At 63.0% G+C, this 18,594-nt stretch carries 16 protein-coding genes and 3 pseudogenes; 5 read left to right on the top strand and 14 right to left on the bottom strand.

Annotated elements, in window-relative coordinates:
• Positions 1–179: 179 nt before the first annotated feature.
• Together NCS02_RS34470 and hpxZ are read left to right on the top strand one after the other, a co-directional pair.
• Positions 180–461 (top strand): annotated as a pseudogene (locus tag NCS02_RS34470) (helix-turn-helix domain-containing protein); the annotation flags it as partial.
• Positions 461–813, top strand: a pseudogene (gene hpxZ / locus NCS02_RS34475) (oxalurate catabolism protein HpxZ). The pseudogenes NCS02_RS34470 and hpxZ, both read left to right, overlap by 1 nt.
• A gap of 219 nt (positions 814–1,032) precedes the next feature.
• On the opposite strand, the gene NCS02_RS34480 reads toward hpxZ, so the two are convergent.
• Both NCS02_RS34480 and NCS02_RS34485 read right to left on the bottom strand, forming a co-directional pair.
• Positions 1,033–1,587 (bottom strand): N-formylglutamate amidohydrolase, encoded by a 555-nt coding sequence (locus NCS02_RS34480; protein WP_350029914.1) that lies wholly within the window; start codon positions 1,585–1,587, stop codon positions 1,033–1,035.
• Positions 1,588–1,680: 93 nt separating this feature from the next.
• Entirely contained in the window at positions 1,681–2,790 is a 1,110-nt protein-coding gene (locus NCS02_RS34485; protein WP_284504562.1) for a porin, read from the bottom strand.
• A 352-nt stretch (positions 2,791–3,142) separates the two neighbouring features.
• On the opposite strand from NCS02_RS34485, the pseudogene NCS02_RS34490 reads away from it, so the two are divergent.
• A pseudogene (locus NCS02_RS34490) lies at positions 3,143–3,334 on the top strand (RND transporter); the annotation flags it as partial.
• Between the two features lie 315 nt (positions 3,335–3,649).
• On the opposite strand, the gene NCS02_RS34495 reads toward NCS02_RS34490, so the two are convergent.
• The 9 genes from NCS02_RS34495 to NCS02_RS34535 form a co-directional block, all read right to left on the bottom strand.
• Positions 3,650–4,975 carry an MFS transporter gene (locus tag NCS02_RS34495; RefSeq protein ID WP_250520573.1) on the bottom strand — a complete coding sequence of 442 codons (1,326 nt, stop codon included), beginning with the start codon at positions 4,973–4,975 and terminating at the stop codon, positions 3,650–3,652.
• 28 nt (positions 4,976–5,003) lie between these two features.
• The gene (locus NCS02_RS34500) at positions 5,004–6,233 is read right to left on the bottom strand and encodes an MFS transporter (protein WP_250520574.1); all 1,230 of its coding nucleotides are present in this window, start codon (positions 6,231–6,233) and stop codon (positions 5,004–5,006) included.
• A complete protein-coding gene (locus NCS02_RS34505; protein WP_250520575.1) occupies positions 6,230–7,516 on the bottom strand; it encodes an MFS transporter in 1,287 nt (428 codons plus the stop codon). The genes NCS02_RS34500 and NCS02_RS34505 overlap by 4 nt, the downstream gene beginning before the upstream one ends.
• Entirely contained in the window at positions 7,513–8,559 is a 1,047-nt protein-coding gene (locus NCS02_RS34510; protein ID WP_250520576.1) for an amidohydrolase family protein, read from the bottom strand. The genes NCS02_RS34505 and NCS02_RS34510 overlap by 4 nt, the downstream gene beginning before the upstream one ends.
• A gap of 13 nt (positions 8,560–8,572) precedes the next feature.
• Positions 8,573–9,724, bottom strand: a complete 1,152-nt coding sequence (locus NCS02_RS34515; RefSeq protein ID WP_502800924.1) for a porin — start codon at positions 9,722–9,724, stop codon at positions 8,573–8,575.
• A gap of 43 nt (positions 9,725–9,767) precedes the next feature.
• On the bottom strand, positions 9,768–11,147 hold the full coding sequence (locus tag NCS02_RS34520) for an MFS transporter (RefSeq protein WP_250520577.1): 1,380 nt from the start codon (positions 11,145–11,147) through the stop codon (positions 9,768–9,770).
• Between the two features lie 83 nt (positions 11,148–11,230).
• Positions 11,231–12,157, bottom strand: a complete 927-nt coding sequence (locus tag NCS02_RS34525) for an SMP-30/gluconolactonase/LRE family protein (protein WP_250504630.1) — start codon at positions 12,155–12,157, stop codon at positions 11,231–11,233.
• A gap of 20 nt (positions 12,158–12,177) precedes the next feature.
• A complete protein-coding gene (locus NCS02_RS34530) occupies positions 12,178–13,125 on the bottom strand; it encodes a hydroxyacid dehydrogenase (protein ID WP_250520578.1) in 948 nt (315 codons plus the stop codon).
• Positions 13,125–13,817, bottom strand: a complete 693-nt coding sequence (locus tag NCS02_RS34535; protein WP_250520579.1) for an RraA family protein — start codon at positions 13,815–13,817, stop codon at positions 13,125–13,127. Before NCS02_RS34535 ends, NCS02_RS34530 begins: the two co-directional genes overlap by 1 nt.
• 166 nt (positions 13,818–13,983) lie before the next feature.
• On the opposite strand from NCS02_RS34535, the gene NCS02_RS34540 reads away from it, so the two are divergent.
• Entirely contained in the window at positions 13,984–14,706 is a 723-nt protein-coding gene (locus NCS02_RS34540; RefSeq protein ID WP_250520580.1) for an IclR family transcriptional regulator, read from the top strand.
• Between the two features lie 11 nt (positions 14,707–14,717).
• On the opposite strand, the gene NCS02_RS34545 is transcribed toward NCS02_RS34540, so the two are convergent.
• A complete protein-coding gene (locus NCS02_RS34545; RefSeq protein WP_250520581.1) occupies positions 14,718–14,966 on the bottom strand; it encodes a hypothetical protein in 249 nt (82 codons plus the stop codon).
• A 637-nt stretch (positions 14,967–15,603) separates the two neighbouring features.
• A complete protein-coding gene (locus NCS02_RS34550; protein WP_250520582.1) occupies positions 15,604–16,500 on the bottom strand; it encodes a LysR family transcriptional regulator in 897 nt (298 codons plus the stop codon).
• A 93-nt stretch (positions 16,501–16,593) separates the two neighbouring features.
• Between NCS02_RS34550 and NCS02_RS34555 the strand changes: the two genes are divergently transcribed.
• Positions 16,594–17,592: an NAD-dependent epimerase/dehydratase family protein gene (locus NCS02_RS34555; RefSeq protein ID WP_250520583.1), complete on the top strand. Its 999-nt coding sequence runs from the start codon at positions 16,594–16,596 to the stop codon at positions 17,590–17,592.
• A gap of 516 nt (positions 17,593–18,108) precedes the next feature.
• Here NCS02_RS34555 and NCS02_RS34560 read toward each other — a convergent pair.
• A complete protein-coding gene (locus NCS02_RS34560; protein ID WP_175983202.1) occupies positions 18,109–18,534 on the bottom strand; it encodes a cupin domain-containing protein in 426 nt (141 codons plus the stop codon).
• Between the last annotated feature and the right edge of the window lie 60 nt (positions 18,535–18,594).

Consider the following 18,594-nt stretch of genomic DNA (forward strand, 5'->3'; position numbering starts at 1 on the left):
AAACAGAGCCAATCACACATCAAAAACACGACATCTGTATTTAGCCGGTGGTACGACATTTCAATTTTGCTTTGACATTAAGTGTAGGTCCCAAGTTCAAATGTCGTGTTTCTGCTAAGTAGAGATGTCGCGTTTTGGCGTAGGTTCGTCGCCACACAAGCGTTTCAGGAGCGCGGGCGATGAACACGATTGGGATCATCACGATGTCGATGCGTGAACTGGACCGACTCAAGGCGATTCAGGCGGTCGCCGACGCGCGACTCAAACCCGAGCGTGCGGCCGAACGGCTGAACTTGAGCGTACGGCAAGTCGAAGGCCTGGTGTGGCGTTACCACGCGGCCGGCGTGGCCGGTCTGGTGTCAGGCAAACGCGGACGCCCGAGCAACCATCAATTGCCCAACGGCGTGGCACAGCGCGCGCTGGCGTTGATCCGCGAACGCTACGAGGACTTCGGGCCGAGCTGGCCGAGGTCGAAGCGGCCTTCGACGCGTACGAGACCGCACTCGTCACGAACGACGTCGCGATGCTCGACGCGCTGTTTTTCGATACGCCGCATACGCTGCGCTACGGCGCCACGGAAAACCTCTACGGTTACAAGGCGATCCGCGCGTTCCGGGCTGCACGACCGGGCAAGACACTGGCGCGCACGGTGACCGCGCGCGTCGTGACCACATGCGGCGATGCCTTCCCGTCGCGAACATCGAGTTCCGGCGCGATGGCGATCCGCGCATCGGCCGGCAGACTCAAACGTGCGTGAAGATGCCCGAGGGATGGCGCGTCGCCAGCGCGCATGTAAGCTCGATGGGCGCGTAGCGGCGCGCCTGGCCGACTGCCTGACCAGCAGCGGCCGTTGCGCATCACCGTGAAATGCGTCATTGCGAGGTCAATTCCGTTCGCGCGACGCAACCCGATGAATATTCGATCTGCATCGGAAGCACGTCACTTGCTGCGCAAAGTCCAGCGACGATCGGAAAGAGGGTCGACGTCCGGCAAGTCACGTCGATGCTGTGGCCGATGACCGGCTCGCCGACGTCAATCCAACGCCACGACCGCATCGAGCGCGCCGCCGACCATCGCGCGCAGCGTCGGCTGGATAGCGTCGGCTTTCTCCGGCAGATACACGAACGGCGGCGCTTCATCCATATACGCGGACTGACACATTTCCAGTTGGACCGCGTGAATCCCGTCCTGCGGCGCGCCGTAATGGCGCGTGATGAAGCCGCCCTTGAAGCGCCCGTTCGCGACCCACGTGTAATCGCTTTGCGCGGCCGCATCCGTCACCGCCCTCGTCACCGATTCCGCCGCCGTCCTCCCGTCCTGCGTGCCGATGTTCAGTTCTGGCAGCTTGCCGTCGAAAAGACGCGGCAGCACGCTCGCGATCGAGTGTCCTTCCCACAGCAGCACGTTCCCGTGCATCTCGCGCAGACGCACAAGCTCGGCGGCGATCGCATCGTGATACGGCTGCCAGTACGCTGTCACGCGACGCTGCTTTTCGGCGGCATCGGGAGCGCAGCCTTCGCGATTCACCTGCTCGCCGCGAAACGTCAGATCGGGGCACAGGCCGGTCGTCGTCTGGCAAAACCTCATCCCGCAGCCACGCCTCGATTGCGCGGTCACGCTCGCGTAATGCACCAAGCGCAAGGCACATGACTACTTCGGCCGAAAAGAAACGTCGGCGCGTCAGAAAATATGCATCATGCCGATGTACGCGCCCGTCTGGGATTGCCCCGCGAGCGGACTCGTGCCCGGATCGGCGTCGCGCGGCGTGGCGAAGACGGAGAACGTACCGTTCGCGCTGTTGCGCACGTAAGCGACCGTGCTGTACAGAAATGTGCGCTTGGTGAAGTTATAGGTCGTGCCGAGCACATAGAGCATCGCGTGGCTCGCCGGGTCATGCGATGCGTCGCCGCCGCCCTCGCCCACGTGGACATAGAAGCCCGCCGCCGTGACGGCCCAAGCGGGCGTCGCCTGATAGGTCGCGCCGAGCCAATAGTGATCGGCGGTGCTGGAGAGGCCCGCGGGCGTGTCGGGCGCGGAATAGTGCGTGTAGGCGGCCTGCACTTTCCATCGATCCACCTTCAGGTTCGCGCCCACGAAGAGTTCGCGCGACGCCTGAAATACGTTGTTCATCTGGCCATTCTGGCTGCGCAGTTCGTCATAGATGCTGCGCACGTCGAAAAGCGGCGAGTGGTAAGTCAGCATGATGCCGTCCGAGCGGCCGAACTCGCCCGCCGCGCCGGAGTTGAACGCGCCCGCCTGACCGCCCAGCGAGTACTGTCCTTGCACGTCGAACCCATGAAACACGGGGCTGTGATATTCGACGTTGTTGCTCGTCTGCTGCCAGTTGCGTCCGCGCACGAGTGATGCCGATGACACCGCCTGTTGCACGAAGGGATCGAATTCCCAGACGCCGTCGCTGTCAATGAACAGATTGCGGCCCGCCTGCAACTGCCCGTATGTCTTCGAGCTCAGTCCGACATAGGCGCGGCGCGACCAGAGACGTCCGCCCCCCGTGGTGCCGTTCATGATCTGGATCGCAGTTTCGAGATTGAACACCGACGTCAGGCCGCCGCCTAGATCTTCGTTGCCTTTGAGGCCCCACATGCTGGTGCCCCAGTCGCCGCCCTCGGCGCTCCATCGCGCGGATGTGCCGCCGGTACCGTTCGCGATGTGATTCAGATATTCGATGCCCCCGTCGAGGCGTCCATACATCGTGACGCTGGATTGCGCCATGGCGCCCGACGCGACAAAGGTGAAACCGACCACCGCTTTCCGTATACAACCTTTCATGTTCGGTTCGACTCCGTTGGGGGCCCGCTCGGATGCGCGGAACCGATGCACGCGAACATAGCACCATCGCGAGAACTCGGCACAGATCCAGTAACCGCAACGGTCAAGAACTGGAAGATGATCTCAATCGAAATCCGTTTGCTGCGTCCCGCGCAGCTAGCGATCCAACGGGCAGCCGCGAGCAGCCATACTTCAGCCGGTCGAGGTCGCCATCGGTGATGCTACTTGTTTCGCCAAGCCGGCTCGCTTTCAGTCCCGAACGTCGCTAAGACCTTAGCGCGCACGTCGGACCTCATAGTCGACACAGCTACGAAGGTAAGAACGTTCCATCCACCCTTTCGTGCTCAAGGGGACGAACCGCTATCAGGCCGGCTCGGTTGACTATCTCAATGTCGCCAGCGCGCAGACCATTGCGCTCGAGAACCAGCGCAACGGCGAGACGATCGAAGCGCGCCGACTGAATGCTAGCGTTCGACTGCTCAAGGCGCTCGGAGGCGGCTGGGATCGCACGGCGCTGCGCGACACGGCGGCCGCAGCGCAATGACACCGTTGTCGTTTTGGCACTAGCTTCTCCGACCTTCAAACCTCCGTACAGACAGGAATTAGCAAATTCCTGCTGTACGTGGAATCGAGGCATGGTCATCGGATCGACGCCTGCATTCGCGTACGCCCTGATGCGCGCCAGCGGCCTCTGACTAAGCAACCTCGGCTTTCGACGGCGCCTCAAAGAAAGACCGTTGATATTGAGGGAATGAAGGCGATCGCGATCAATCCGAGAAGCAACATACCGAGGTAAATCCAGATTCGCCTCGAAGCGCAGGCGAGCTCCAGAAAGCCGCGCCGCGCGAGATTTTCATGCTCAGGCTGCCTCCGTCTTGCCGACCATGTGCCCGGATCGCCCTTTGCGCGTCAAGAGCAGCAACGTTGCGACACTGACGAGCGTAAGGATGGCAAGCGGCATGAGCGCGAGGGAGTAACTGCCCGTTGCCTCCTTAACCCAGCCGTAGACGTTCACCATGAGGCCGCCACCAAGCAGATTTGCGATCGCGTTAATCGTTGCGAGGCCCGCCGCCGCCGCGCTGCCGGAGAGCATGTCGCCAGCGAGCGCCCAGAAAGGCCCTTTGAACGCATAAGCACCGACCAAAACGGCACAGAGCAGGCAGATCGTCGGGAGCAAGGCGCCGCTAAGCGACGTGGCGAATAGGCCCATACCGATAAGAAGCATCGGAATGACTGTGTGCCAGCGACGTTCCTTTACTCGGTCAGAGCGTCGGCCCCAATAGACCATCAACACGCACGCCAACGCGTAGGGTACGGAGTTAATGAGGCCTGTCTGCATAACGGTCAGGCCGTACGACTTGAGCAATTGTGGCTGCCACACGTTCAGGGTGCTACCCGCAGCCGACGCACAGGTATCGACAAGAGCAAGGCAAAGGACGTAGCGGTTTCGGAAGAGCTTCGTCAGCGGCATATCCAAGACTTTTTTTGGCGCCTTCGTCTCTGTCGCAAGTTCATTGGCGAGCCACGTGCGCTCTTCCTCCTTGAGCCATCTCGCTTGCTCCGGCTTATTCGTCAAGAAGAACAGGCACATCAGACCAAGAAGCACAGTCGGCAGGCCTTCAAGGATAAAAAGCCAGTGCCATCCGCGCATCCCTGCGATTCCATCCATTTGCAGAAGCAGTGCGGACAGTGGTGAACCGACGAAGTTACCAAGCGGGATCGCCACCATGAATATAGCAACGATGCGAGCGCGGTACGACGCCGGAATCCAGTACGAGAGGTACAGTAGGACCCCCGGAAAGAAACCAGCCTCGGCAGCACCGAGCAAGAAGCGCAGGACATAGAACATCGTCGCGTTTTGCACCAGCGCGGTGGCGGCAGAGACGATGCCCCATGTAATCATGATGCGGGAGATCCAAAGCCGGGCGCCATACTTTTGAAGCGCGAGATTACTCGGTACTTCACAGAAAAAGTATGAGATGAAAAACAGACTGCTCCCGAATCCGAATACTTTTGCTGACATCGCCAGGTCATGGTTCATCTGTAGCGATGCCATTCCGACGTTGCCTCGGTCAATGTAGGCGAACAGATAGCAGATCATCAAAAATGGAACGAGCCGCCATACGACCTTCCGTATGGTTTTCTGCTCAAGCTCGGATTTCGCCATGGCGCCACTAGCTTGCATTTCCGTCTCCCGATATATAGTGCGCCTTTTAGCGCTGTTCCCTAAAGCGTTGCCAGGCAACGATGGACATGATGCCCACTGCGAGCACCACGGCCATCGCCGCGAATGTGTGACGCACGCCGAGCGCCTCCGATACGGTGCCCACGAGCAGATAGCCGAACGGCATCGTGCCGTTGTAGGCCATGCCGTACATGCCGACGAGTCCGCCGCGAACGTGCTCGGGGCAGCGGCGCTGGATCGTTGCATTCGTCGATGTCGCCGCGAACGTGAGGCTGAAGCCGAGCGCGTAGAACGCGGGCATCGACGCCCCTACCGCGCTCGTCGTCGCGAGCACCATCAGCGCGACGATCGCGGTCCACGGCACCCACGCGATGAACCGCGCCGACGCGCGCGGCCCCAGCGCCGACGAGAGCAGCACCGCGGCACTCAGCGAGCCCGCGCCCGCACAGGCGAAGAACACGCCCGTAAAGCGCGCGGCGTCGTGAAACGCACGGTCCGCCAGAAGCGGCACGAGCGTCTGATAGCTCGCCGCGAACAGGCCGATGCACGCGAGAATCGGCAGATAGCGCGCGGAAAAGGCGTCTGACATCACGTAGCCGACGGCGTCGCGCAAGCTGCTGTCGGGGCGCGCGGCGCGTACGTTTGTGGACAGCCGGATCGATCGCACGCATATCGCCATGAAGCAGAGCGCCAGCGCATAAATAGCGAACGATGCCCTCGGACCCAGCGTCGGATACACGAAGCCCGCAATCGTCGGGCCGACCATGCGGCCGACGTTATAGACCATCGTATTCATCGCGACCGCGTTCGATGTCAGGCTCGTATCGCGCAGGCTCGTCAGCAGCAGCACCTGACGCGCGGGCACTTCGATCGCGCTCGAAATGCCTATCGCCAGCGCATGCGCGAGAATCAGCGGCACGTTCAGCACGTTCAATGCGGACAGCGTGATGAGACTGCCCGTCAATACGAGCGATGTCGTCAGCACGCACAGCGTCACGCGGCGCGCGTTCTCCGCGCGAATACGCGATCCGGCCACGGGCGCGACCACCAGTTGCGGCCCGTACAACAGAAAGTTGAGCAGCGCGAGGATCGCCGCCGATCCCGACAGGTGATACACGAGCAGATTCAGCGTGACGTTCTGCGTCCAGCTTCCGAGCACCGACGCAACCTGCCCGCTCAGATAGCGCCGCAGCGGCGCTTCGTTGAGGGCGGGAAAGAGCCTGCCGATCCATCCCGGCTGATTGGCGGCCGTCGTCATGCGAGCGTTTTGCCGCGCGTCTCCGGCGCGAAGTAGACGACGATCGCAGCTGCGATGAACGCGACGATGGTCGTCGACAAGCCCAGCACGAATCCGCTCGCAGTCGACGCCAACGTTCCGATGACGAGCGGCGCGATGAATCCGCCGAGCCGTCCGCCGTTGTAGGCGAGGCCCATGAGAAAGCCGCGCGAAGCCGTATTGCCGATGATTTCGGCGAGAAACGGTCCCGCGCCCGCGAAGATTCCGTTGACGCTGAAACCCGTGAAGAAGATGGCGACCATCAGCACGAGCGCATTCGACGACAGGATGTAGCCGAACACCGCCGCCGCGCCCACGAGCAGATACGCCATGAACATCGGTCGGCGGCCGAGGCGATCGACGAACGCGGAAAACAGCAGAAAGCCCGAGATTGCGCCGAATTGCAGCGCGAGCACGAACTTGAGGCTATGCACGAAATCGAGGTGCTTTACCGTGATGAGGAACGTCGGCGTCCATGTGAACACGCCCCAATAGAGGTATTGCAGAAAGAAGATGAACGTGAACGCGGTGAGAAGACCGCGAACGTTCAGCTTCGCATCGACGGAAACGGTCTTGGCTTGCGCTTTCGCCTTCTTGCGCTCGAGCCAGATGGGCGATTCGGGCGTCTTGCGCGCGACAAAGAACAGGATGAAGAAAGGCAGCGCGCCGATCAGGAACAGCACGCGCCATCCGTGGCCCGCGAGACCGTCGTTGACGCCGCTGACGATGCCCGAGATCGTGATCGCGAGAATCGCGCCGACGGGCAGGCCCATCTGCATCAGCGCGCCGCCCTTCCCGCGGCGGCTCGCGTGCCACGTTTCCGCGATGAGCGCCGCGCCCGCCGTCCACGTCCCGCCCATGCCGAGCGCGCCGAAGAAGCGGATCGTCGCAAACCAGTGCTCGTTCGGCGCGAACGCGAGCAGTCCCGAGAACAGCGAATAGATGCCGATGCAAAGCAGCGCCGTGCGAACGCGCCCCAGCCGGTCCGACACGTAGCCGAACAGGATGCCGCCGAGAATCTGCCCCGCCGCCGTGATGCTCGTGAAAAGCCCGAGCTGCGCTTTCGTCAGACCGAATTGCAGCGCAAGCGTCGGCAAAAGAAGCGAGAGCAGGAACGAGTCATAGCTCTCGAACGTCCAGCCCAGACCGGCGAGCGACAGCGAGCGCCACTCCGTGCGCGTGATGTCCTTGTAACGCTTGCCTTCGGCTTCGCTGCCGATTTCACTGCCGATGTCGCCCGATGCAACGCTAGCGCTCGTTTTCATGACTCGTCTCCTTGTAGCCGCAAGCGATACGTCGCCGCAGCGGTGCCGCTGAACAGCGCGGCTTTTTCATCCGCCGACACGGATTGCGCCAGCCGCTTGAAGGCGTTCCATAGCACGGCGTAGCTGAACATTCCTTTATCGACGGGAAAGTTGCTCTCGAACATGCAGCGCTTCGCGCCGAAAAGTTCAACGCACGTTTCGAAGTAAGGACGCCATGCAGCGGCCAATTCCTCCGATGTGGGCGGCGTTTCGCGCGACGCGAAATCGAAGCCGAACACGGTCAAGCCTGCACCACCCAGCTTCATGCGCGTGTTGGGCAGGCTCGCGAGTCGCGCGAGCTGCCGCCGCCATTCCGCTGCGACTTCCTCGCGGCTGTTCGCATACGGTCGGACGCCGAGCGGCCCGCCGAAGTGATCGATGACCACGGTGACGTCGGGCACCGCGCGAGCCAGCTCGTAAAGTTCGGACAGCTGCGTGTGATAGACCCACGCGTCCAGCGACAGGCCATGACGCGCCAACGTCTTCACGCCTTGCCGGAAGCCTGCGTTCGCCATGAGATCGCGCGGCGGCGTCACCGGGCTCGAACTCACGTCCGGGCTCGAATGCCACGCGAGCGGATTGCGGATGCCGCGCAAGCGTCCGCCCGTCACCTCACGCATCGTTTCGAGCACGGGCGCGACTGCATCGCCGAGCGCGAGATCCGCGCCGCCTACAATCGCATCGCAGGCTCGCGTCGGTCCATACGCCCCGCTCGCGAACATCGCGGCGATGCCATTGGCGAACTCCGCTTCGCCGACGGGCTTCATCGCGGCGGGACCGTGCTCGCGCAGCATCGAGCGGCACTGCACATACACGCTCGATACGATGCGATGCCCGCTGCCGACATCGCGCGCGAACTCCTCCGTCAGATAGCGTCCGCTCTGCCGGTCCCACAGATGATGATGTGCATCGACGATGCAAAGATCCGGCTCCAGAATCGGCTCCTCATGGAGCGCGAGCCATTTTTCGCGGACAGGCAAATGAGGCGCATGGACGATCTGCACGGCGGTTTCCTCGTCAGAACTTCTGGCGCAAGCCGATGGTCACGCCGGTCTGGTCATGCCCCGGCGCCACCGTACCGTAGCCGTTCACACCGAGCGCCGAGTTGTCCTTGTTGTGCGCGTAAGCGACGGTCGCATACAGGTCGGTGCGCTTCGACAGGAAGTAATCGGCGTTGATGACGGCGAGCCACGGATCCGCGCCGGTCGAATGAACGTCGTGGTAGTACCCGGCCGCAGTCAACTGGAACGACGGCGTGATCAGATACTGCGCGCCGAGCCAGTACAGGTTCGCGGCATTCGCTTCGGAGCCGTTGGCCACGGCGATGGGATTCGTCGGCAGAAATGCGTTCGATGCCCGCAGATAGCGGTAGCCGGCATAAGCCGTCACCGGACCGAAGTTGTACGTCGCGGCGGCGAGCGCGCGGCGCTCGGTGCTGGTGTTCGTCGTCTGCGTGTTGCTGTTGCGCTGTTCGTAGACTGCGGTCGCCGCGATCGGGCCGCTGGAATACGTCAGCGCGCCGCTAAAGAAGCGGCCCGTGATGAGCGCGCCCGGCACTTCCGCGCCATAGCCCGTGTCGTAGCGCGTGCTGTACATCGCCTGAGCCGTCAGGGGGCCGAACTTGCCTGTGTATTTCGCAGAGTTGTCGATGCGAGCGGCAAGCGCGTAGTCGAGCGACAGCGCCGAGTACCTCGACGAGACGCCCATCGGATCGAACGTCACCGACTGTTCGTAAATCAGTGCGTTCTGGCGGCCGAGGGTCAGCTGCTGCCCCTTGTAATTGAGACCGACCCACGCCTGGCGACCGAACAGACGCGACGTCGTAGTCGGATTCGGGCCGAGGCCGCGCGTCGATTGCGAACTCGTCCCGTCGTTGATGTTGAAGCCCGCTTCGACGTTGAAAATCGCCTTGAGCCCGCCGCCCATGTCTTCGACGCCCTTCAGCCCCCAGCGCGAACCCGACAGATTGCCGGACACTTCTCTCACCTGAGAACCGCCAGCGCTCGTGTTGTTGAGATACTCGGCGCCGACATCGGCGATACCGTACAGCGTCACGCTGCTTTGCGCACGGGCAGCGCCGGACGCGAACGTCATGCTTGCGACTACGACCGTCCCAAGCGCAAGACTGGTTCTAAGGTTGGCTTTCTTGGGAGCCTTCTTCACGGACATTTCGTCTCCGAATAGTGGTTATGAATCGATTTGATGCGTAGCTTCACGACTTACGCGCGGCGCCCGCTTCGCCGGCATTCGCGCCGGGGTCGCCGAGCCATGCGATCGTCAGCGCGCCGATCAGCAGCACGGCCGAGACCGCGAGCAGCGGCACGGTGAAGCCGCCGGACATCTGCTTGAGCGCGCCGATCATCGACGGCCCCGCGAAGCCGCCGAGATTGCCGACAGACACGATCAGCGCCAGTCCGCCAGCGGCAGCGCGGCCGGTGAGGAAGCTGGAGGGAATCGCCCAGTACGTCGCCTGGAACGCGAGAATTCCGCTGACGGTGAAACAAAGGGCGATGAGCTTCAGGAGCGGCACGTCGGTCAGCGCGCTGCACGCGAGCGCGGCGGCGGCAATCAGCAATGCGACGGCAACGTAAGGGACACGCTTCTGCGACTTGTTCGCCACGCGCGCCCACCACAGCATGGCGAACGCGCCGATGAGATAGGGAACCGCCGTCAGCCAGCCGACGACCGAATGTGCGACGCCGAACTGCTTGATGATCTGCGGCATCCACAAGCCGACGCCCACCGATCCGACGATCCCGCAGAAGTTGATGAACGCGAGCACGAACACGCGCCAGTTGGTCATGGCATCGCGCAGCGTGCTGCCGTGCTTGCTGCCGATATCCTTTTGCTCCGCGGCGAGGCGCCGGGCGAGCGTGGCCTTCTCTTCATCGCTTAGCCAGGAAGCCTTGTCGGGGCGATCGGCGAGGATGAACAGACATGCGATGCCGAGCAGCACTGCGGGCAGGCCTTCGATCAGCAGCAGCCATTGCCAGCTTTTCAAGCCGTGCAAGCCGCCCAGCTGCAGCAGCGCGCCCGATATCGGCGAGCCGATCATGTTCGCGACAGGAATGCCGACGAGGAACGCAGCCGTCACCTTGGCGCGCCACTTGCCGGGAAACCAGTGCGTGAAATACAGATAGATGCCGGGCGTGAATCCCGCTTCCGCGATACCGAGCAGAAACCGCGCGGCGGCGAAGCTCTTCGGCCCGACGACGAACGCCGTCAGCATCGAGCACACGCCCCAGGTGATCATGATGCGCGCGATCCAGACGCGGGCGCCCACCTTCTGCATGATGAGGTTGCTCGGAATCTCGAACAGGAAGTAGCCGATCGAGAAGAGTCCCGCAGCGAAGCCGAACTGTTCGCCGGTGAGACCGAGGTCCTTGTTCATCGTCAGCGCGGCGAAGCCGACATTCGTTCTGTCGAGGTAGCTGACGACGTAGCACAGGAAGATGAACGGCAGGATGCGCCGGAACGCCTTCGCGAGCGTGCGTTCGCTGGCGGCGAAATCGTCGCTCGCGAACGCGGCGCCGCTCGTCGCGTTCGTCGAGCGCTCGGCGCGCGTGTGATCGATGGTTTCCGAGAGATTCATGCTTGCTCCTCCACTGCGCTGCTTCGGCGCAATGTCTCGATAGACGCCGCGCGAGCCTTTTCGGTCCCGCGGCGCAGTAAGCCTCAGTGGGTCTTTGCCCGCTTGGGAAGCGGTCCGGGAACGGTCATGTCGGCCTTCAACATGAGCCCGTTCGTCGATTCGGTCATGAAGAGCGTCTTCATGTCCGCGCCGCCGAAACAGAGATTGGTGAGCGACACGCCTTCCTGCGCGGTCAGAATCTCCACCGGCTCGGCGCGGCGATTCAACACCCACACGCGACCGAGCCCCGGATTCGCGATGAACAGCCGGCCTTCGGCATCGATCGTGAGTCCGTCGGGGCCGCTCGGACCGTACGACGTGAAGAACTGCCCGACCTTGCTGACCGAGCCGTCCGCTTGCAGCGGAACTCGCCACACGCAATTGCCCCGCGTCATGCCGACGTAAAGCACATTTTCGTCCGGCGACAGCACGAGTCCGTTCGGGCTCGGGCAGTTGCCGAGCAGCATGTCGAGCTTGCCATCCGGCGACAGCCGATACACGCGGCCCGTCGGATCGTGCAGGCCCGACTGGCCCTGATCGGTGAAATAGAGGTTGCCGTGCGAATCGAAGGTCAGGTCGTTCACACCCTTGAAGCGCTCGGAGTTGCGGCGTTCGAGGTAGGGCTTCACTTCCCCGCGCTCGATGTCGAGCAGCATCAGGCCGTTGCGATAGTCGGTGATGAGCAGATGCGCGTCGTCGAACAGCTTCATCCCGTTGGGCTCGCCGTCGTACTGCGCGACGAGATCCCACTCGCCCGAAGGCGAAATGCGAAAGATGCGGCCGTAGGGAATATCGGTCACGTACAGATGGCCGCGCGGATCCCAGACCGGACCCTCCAGAAACGAATCGGTGGTCATGCCGCCGCGATTGGCGCGTGCCCAATCGCTCTCTGCATCCCGCTTGCGGTATTTCTCCGGCATGCGCGTGAACACCTGCGCTTCGCGCACTCCGGGCGATGTGAGATGGAACATGCTGAGCCTTCCTGCGAACGTCACGCCACCTTGCGGGCGTTTTCCTCGATGACCGCGAGCACGTTGGCCGCGGCACCCTTGCCCATGTTCACGTACGCCGCTTCGCTGACGCCGCCCACATGCGGCGAAAGAATCAGGTTCGGCACGGACTGGAACGGATGCGGATGCGTCATCGGCTCGATGGCGAAACTATCGACGCCGGCCGAACGCAATTGACCGCTCGAGAGCGCCTCGACGAGCGCCGCTTCATCGATCAGCCCGCCGCGCGCCGTGTTCACGAGAATCGCGCCGCGCTTCATGCGCGCGAGCGTGTCGCGGTCGATCATGTTGCGGTTCTCGTCCGTCAGCGGACAGTTGAGCGAGAGCACGTCGGATGCGGCGTAGATCTCGTCCATCGACGCGAGTGTGACGCCGTGCGGCGCTTCCTTCGCGAACGGATCGAAGGCGAGCACCTTCATGCCGAACGCGACGCCGATCGTCGCCACGCGACGCCCGATCGAACCGAGGCCCACGACGCCGAGCGTGCGGCCGTCGAGTTCGAAGGACTTGTGCGTCGACTTGTCCCAGTGGCCGGCGCGCATGCGAACGTCCAACTGCGGAATCGACTTCGCGCACGCAAGGATGAGCGCCCACGCGTGCTCGGCGACCGCCGCGGCATTCGCGCCGACCGCCGCCCGCACCGCGATGCCGCGCGCGGCGGCCGCGTCCTGATCGATCACGTCGATGCCGCTGCCGTGCTTCGAGATGACCTGCAGGTTTTCCGCTGCGTCCATGATGCGCGCGTCCACCTTGCCGTATCGCACGATGATCGCGACCGGCTTCGTCTTTTCGCACAGCGCCACGACGTCGTCTTCCGTCGGCTGCTTGCCCGCGAACACGACTTCGAATGCCTGAAGCATCTCGAGCGCCTGCGGTGCGATATCGGCGGCCGTCACGAGCACGACGGGCTTTTGAACGTTCGAGTCCATCACAGCGCCTCGCCTTCGGCCAGCATGCCGACCGCGCGCAGTTCCTTGTCGAGCCAGCCCGGGCGCACGTCGCCCTTGTGGATCGCCGCGATGCGCGCCGTTTCCATATCGAGCTTCTTCTGCGCGAGTTCGACGATGCGCGCGACATCGGCACGCGGAATCACGACGACGCCGTCGGCATCGCCGACCACGAGATCGCCGGGATTGACCGCCGTTCCGCCAGCGGAAATCGGATGGTTGACGAGCCCGGCCACGCTCTTCGTCGGGCCGCACGGATTCAGGCCGGCGGAAAAGATCGGATAGTCGCCGTTCGCGAGTTCGTGCGCGTCGCGCACCGCCGCGTCGATGACGATGCCCGCGATGCCGCTGACCTTCGCCTGCGTCGCCATGATCTCGCCGAGCAGCGCGCAGCTCACGTCGCCCTTGCCGTCGACGACGATCACATCGCCCGGCTTCGCGATCGCCAGTGCAGCGTGGATCGCGAGATTGTCGCCTTGACGGACCTCGACGGTGATTGCCGGTCCCGCCACTTTCATCTTCGGCGAGAGCGGCTTCACGCGGCCGTGCACGGTGCCGCGCCGGCCTGCGACGTCGGCGAGGATCGCGGCCTGGAACTTCGCCGCAGCTTCGACGAGTTCGGGGGAAACGCGGTCGATGTCTCGAATGATCGATTGATTCGTGTCGGTGCTCATGGACTAACCTCAGGACAAAGTTGTACTGTGTGCAACATGGGTGTACGAAGTGAAACCACTTTAACGTGGGGTCGATGTGCGAGCCAGTAGCGTTTACCCTTTTACTGTGCGCACCGGTGTTTTACTGTGTACAATGCATCGAGAAAATGAACGTCAAGGAGACGAGATGGGAAACGACGGGGTGATCGCGGTCGAACGAGCGCTCGGTCTGCTCGACTGCTTCAGGCTCGGCAGGGAGAAACTCTCGCTTGCCGCGCTGGCAAGCGCTTCGGGCATGCACAAGACGACTGTGTACCGGCTGATGAACTCACTGGAGCGCATGGGCTATGTCGTGCGTTCCGACGACGGCATGTACGGACTCGGCGCGCGCGTGCTTTATCTGGGCAAGCTCTATGAACAGTCGTTCCATCTGTCGTCGGTAGTCGAACCGGTGCTGTTCGCGCTCGCTTCCGCGACGAAGGAAAGCGCCTCGTACTACGTGCTCGACAATGGCAAGCGGCTATGTCTGTTTCGCGCGGAACCGTCCGAGGGGCTGCGCGAAACGCGGCTCGCGGGAACATCGCTTCCGCTCGACGACACGGCCATCGGGCAAGTCATCCGCTATTGGGGAATGCGCGAACCGCTCTTCGCCGAGCCGCCGCAGATTCCGCTCTTCACCTCGGGCGCGCGCGATGTGCATACCGCGGCGTTCGCCACGCCGGTGTTCGGTCCCGACGAAGAATTCATGGCCGCGTTGACGCTGTCCGGTCCGGCCTCGCGCCTGAGCGTGGCGCGCGAAACGGCCGAAATGATTGCCCCGCAATTGCAGGCCGCCTCCGACCTTTCCCGGCGGCTCGGCGCGAGCGTGGCCTTCTGCGAGCGCATGTACGGCACGGCCGAGCGACGCTGAGCACGCGCGCGTCATTCGCCAGCGCCTTCGTTGCACGTCGCGCCGAGCAATGCGCTCGCGGCGAGCGCCGCATCGAAGAGGAGCGAGCGCACTTTTTCGTCGTCGACATGAAAGTGGCCGATCACGCCCGAAAGCGTCAGCACGCCGACGAACGCATTGTCGATGCCGAACAGCGGCGCGGCCATCGACGCGAGCAGCGGATCGCCGACACCGGCGGACGAAGCGATGCCGGCCACGCCCGACGCGGCGAACACCTGCACGGTCTTGCGTTCGAAGCAGGCGTTCGCGATCTTTGGTCCTCAAAACTTGAGCGCCGCCGCTGCGGCGTTTGATCCGGCTTGCACCGCCTCTGTCGCGTCCATTGAGAGCCAGATTTCTCGTGTCATTACGATGGATGAGCCCGCCCGCTTTGTCGCCCGAATTTTTACGTCCAACGGCGCGCCGGCGTATCTCTATCGTTTTTCGTATGTCGCTCAGTCGATCAGAGATAAAGTCCAGGCGCACGCGTGGTGCCGAGATTCCGTACGTATTCAACCCCCTTTCGTTGACGCGCTTGAGTTCATCGGCGTGCACATGGCTGTTCGGTTCGCTCGGCAATCAGAACGCGCGGCTCTCACCTCGCTGCCCGCGTCAAGTTTCTGGATTGACCTCGCCCAGAACGGTCAAATGCCTCTTCCTCCGCTGGTAGCACGCGCTATAACATGCGCTGTCGCGTCTCGCGGAGAATCATCGATACGGGATCGAACAAATCCGTCGTGCCCATGCGAACTGGTTGCGCCGCTCGTCGAAGCTCCGCTGGAAGTGTTTCGGAAGACGGGTGCGGACTGCGCCGTGTCGATGCCTCGCGCCGACGCTCACAGTGAGGCTTGCGGATGCGCGTGTCGCCCAGTCGCGGCGTTATCGCGCGTACTGTTCGAGCGCGTCAGCAAGGGCATCGAAGGTAGCGCGGCAGCGCGGGCTCGCGCGCAGATCTTCGTGCATCGTCACCCACGTTTCGAGCCGGAGCGCGAACGCTTTCGACAGCACGCGTACGAGACCATCACGGCGCGCAATCGCGACATGACATCCGCCGATTCCCGCACCCGCGCGGATCAGTGCGAGTTGCGCGAGATCGCTATCGGCGCGCATCGAAAACAACGCGTGACGAAAACCCGGCAACGTGCGGCTCACATCGCGAATGAACGCGTTTGGCTGGTCGTAGCCGATGACCGCGTGTTCTGCGAGCGCCGCCATGCTGCGCGGCGTGCCGTGACGGTCGAGATAATCGCGCCGCGCATGAAGTCCGACCTCGATCACGCCGACTCGCCGCGCGACGAGTTGCGTCTGGCGCGGGCGCACCATGCGCACGGCAATATCCGCTTCGCGCCTCAGCAAGTCCTGCACGCGGTTCGACAGCACGAGTTCGACGATCAATCGCGGATGCCGCTCGCGCAGCGCGGCGATGACCGGCGGCAGCACTTCGACCCCGACCACTTCGCTCGCGGATACGCGCACGACGCCCTGCACGCCCGCGCCGTCGTCGCCCGTGTGGCCGCTCGCCGCGCGCTTGAGCGATGCCGCCGTACTCTGCATCGCTTCGGCGTGCGACTGTAATGCAAGCGCAACGTCGGTCGGCTGAAGCCCGTTCTGCGAGCGCGTAAATAGACTTACCATCAGCGCCCGTTCGAGCGCTTCAACGTGCCGCCCCGCCGTCGGCTGCGTGATGCCGAGCGCGCGCGCTGCACCCGACAGCGAGCCCTCGCGCAGCACTGCGAGGAACGTTCGGTAAAGCTCCCAGCCGATGTCGTCTGCCATACGTTTTTGAATATCGGATCAACGAGGTTCGCCAATTTTAATGTGTCCGCGAAGGGCGGAGAATGGCGTCATCGACAACCTGGGAGGCGTGACATGGCGCAAGGCGAAACGGTTCTGGTACTTGGGGCGACGGGCGGCATCGGCGGGGAAGTTGCGCGGCAATTGCGCGATGGGGGCTGGCGCGTGCACGGGCTGCGGCGTGGCGCGGGGGCATCGAAGGGCGACGGCATCGAATGGATTCACGGCGACGCGATGAACGCGGCCGACGTGATGCGCGCGGCACAGGGCGTATCCGTGATCGTGCACGCGGTAAATCCGCCAGGCTATAAGCGCTGGGCCGAACTGGTGCTGCCGATGATCGACAACACCATCGCGGCGGCGAAGGCGCAGGGCGCTACCATCGTGTTGCCGGGCACGGTCTACAACTTCGGGCCGGACGCGTTTCCATTCATCGACGAAGACGCGCCACAGCATCCCGTCACGCGCAAAGGCGCGATTCGCGTGGAAATGGAAGCGCGTCTGCAACGCGCGAGCAAGGAAGGCGCGCGAGTGCTGATCGTGCGCGCGGGCGATTTCTTCGGGCCAAGAGCGGGCAATAACTGGCTCGCGCAAGGACTCGTGAAGCCAGGAAAGCCGGTGGCGAAGGTCAGCAATCCGGGTGCGCGTGGCATCGGGCATCAATGGGCGTATCTGCCCGATGTCGCTCGCACGATGGTTGAACTGCTTGCGCACCGCCATTCGCTCGATGCGTTCGCGCGCTTTCACATGAGCGGTCATTCGGACGAGGACGGCACCGGCTTTGCCGACGCGATCCGTCGCGTGGTCGCGCGGCGCACCGGGCGGGCGCCCGCTGTCGTCGGCTTTCCGTGGTGGCTGCTCGCGCTTGCCGCGCCGTTCAACGTAACATTCAGGGAGCTTCAGGAAATGCGCTATCTATGGACGACGTCCGTGCATCTGAATAACGCGCGGCTCGTGCAGACGCTCGGCCACGAGCCGCATACACCGCTGGACGTGGCCGTCGAAAAGACGCTAATCGGCCTCGGATGTCTCGCGCCTGATGTTCGAGCTTCGCTATCGAGCCTCGCTCCGTAAAGCGAGCGGCCGTTAAGATCCCCGCAGTACGTGAGCCTGCCGTCCGGCTAAGCATTCTGGCTTCCGCGCAATGCGGACGATGCTCGACTGGTAGCGTATTCAGGAACGGGTTCGCTCGGCTCGAAACTGTCGCACGACGAAACCTTCGAGCCCGCCCCACGAATCGCGTGTGCCTGACCGAGGGTGATTCTTCGGGCGGTTGATTGTCTTGCCCCCTTCTCAAAGGCATATCCTGAAGATGGTGACCTGAGATGTTCTTGAAGGCGGACGGAAACGCAGACGATTAGTTGCGCTCTGTGTTTCCTCGCGATTGTCGCCGGTTCACCAGCCATGGCCGAGTGGCAGGCGCCGGGCTGTTTCGACCGGCACATGCCTTGTGTCCTCAAGCGAATCGCCGGTGGAACTACCTGGCCCCACACAAGAGCGGAGGTTGAACTGGAATCGACGCAATCGCGCCCTCGGAGAATCGCCCGTCTCCGCCCGCCACATCTCACCGGTCATACCCCGGTGGCCGGCTCAAATCCACTGGTCGTTCGCGACAGTACGCTCGCTTGCCGCGCCGTCGCCTGTGTTCACGACACCTCGCGGCTCGATAAGCAGCAGCTTGACTTCTGCGTTTGCACAGGGCTTGTGCTCGACTCCCTTCGGAACGACTCCCAACTGTCCGGCACGTAATACGATCGAACCATCGCCTGAAGGCCCTGCCCGAAAATCGATACGCAGTTCGCCATCGAGGACGATGAACGCTTCGTCGGTATCGGCATGTCGGTGCCACTCGAACTCGCCTTCGACCTTGACGACCTTGAATTGATAGTCGTTCATTTCAGCGACAACGCGCGGTTGCCAGTGATCGTTGATCTGCGCGATCTTGCCGATCAGATCGATGGTGTCGCACTGGCCGCGCGTGACCGGAGCGGTGGAATGGTTCGAGGATTGGGACATCGTTCTCTCCGTTCAAAGGTTGATGCGTTGAGGATACGCATGCTCCTTCCGGTCGTATTG

Source organism: Caballeronia sp. NCF2 (genome assembly GCF_023631205.1).
Taxonomy (GTDB): domain Bacteria; phylum Pseudomonadota; class Gammaproteobacteria; order Burkholderiales; family Burkholderiaceae; genus Caballeronia; species Caballeronia zhejiangensis.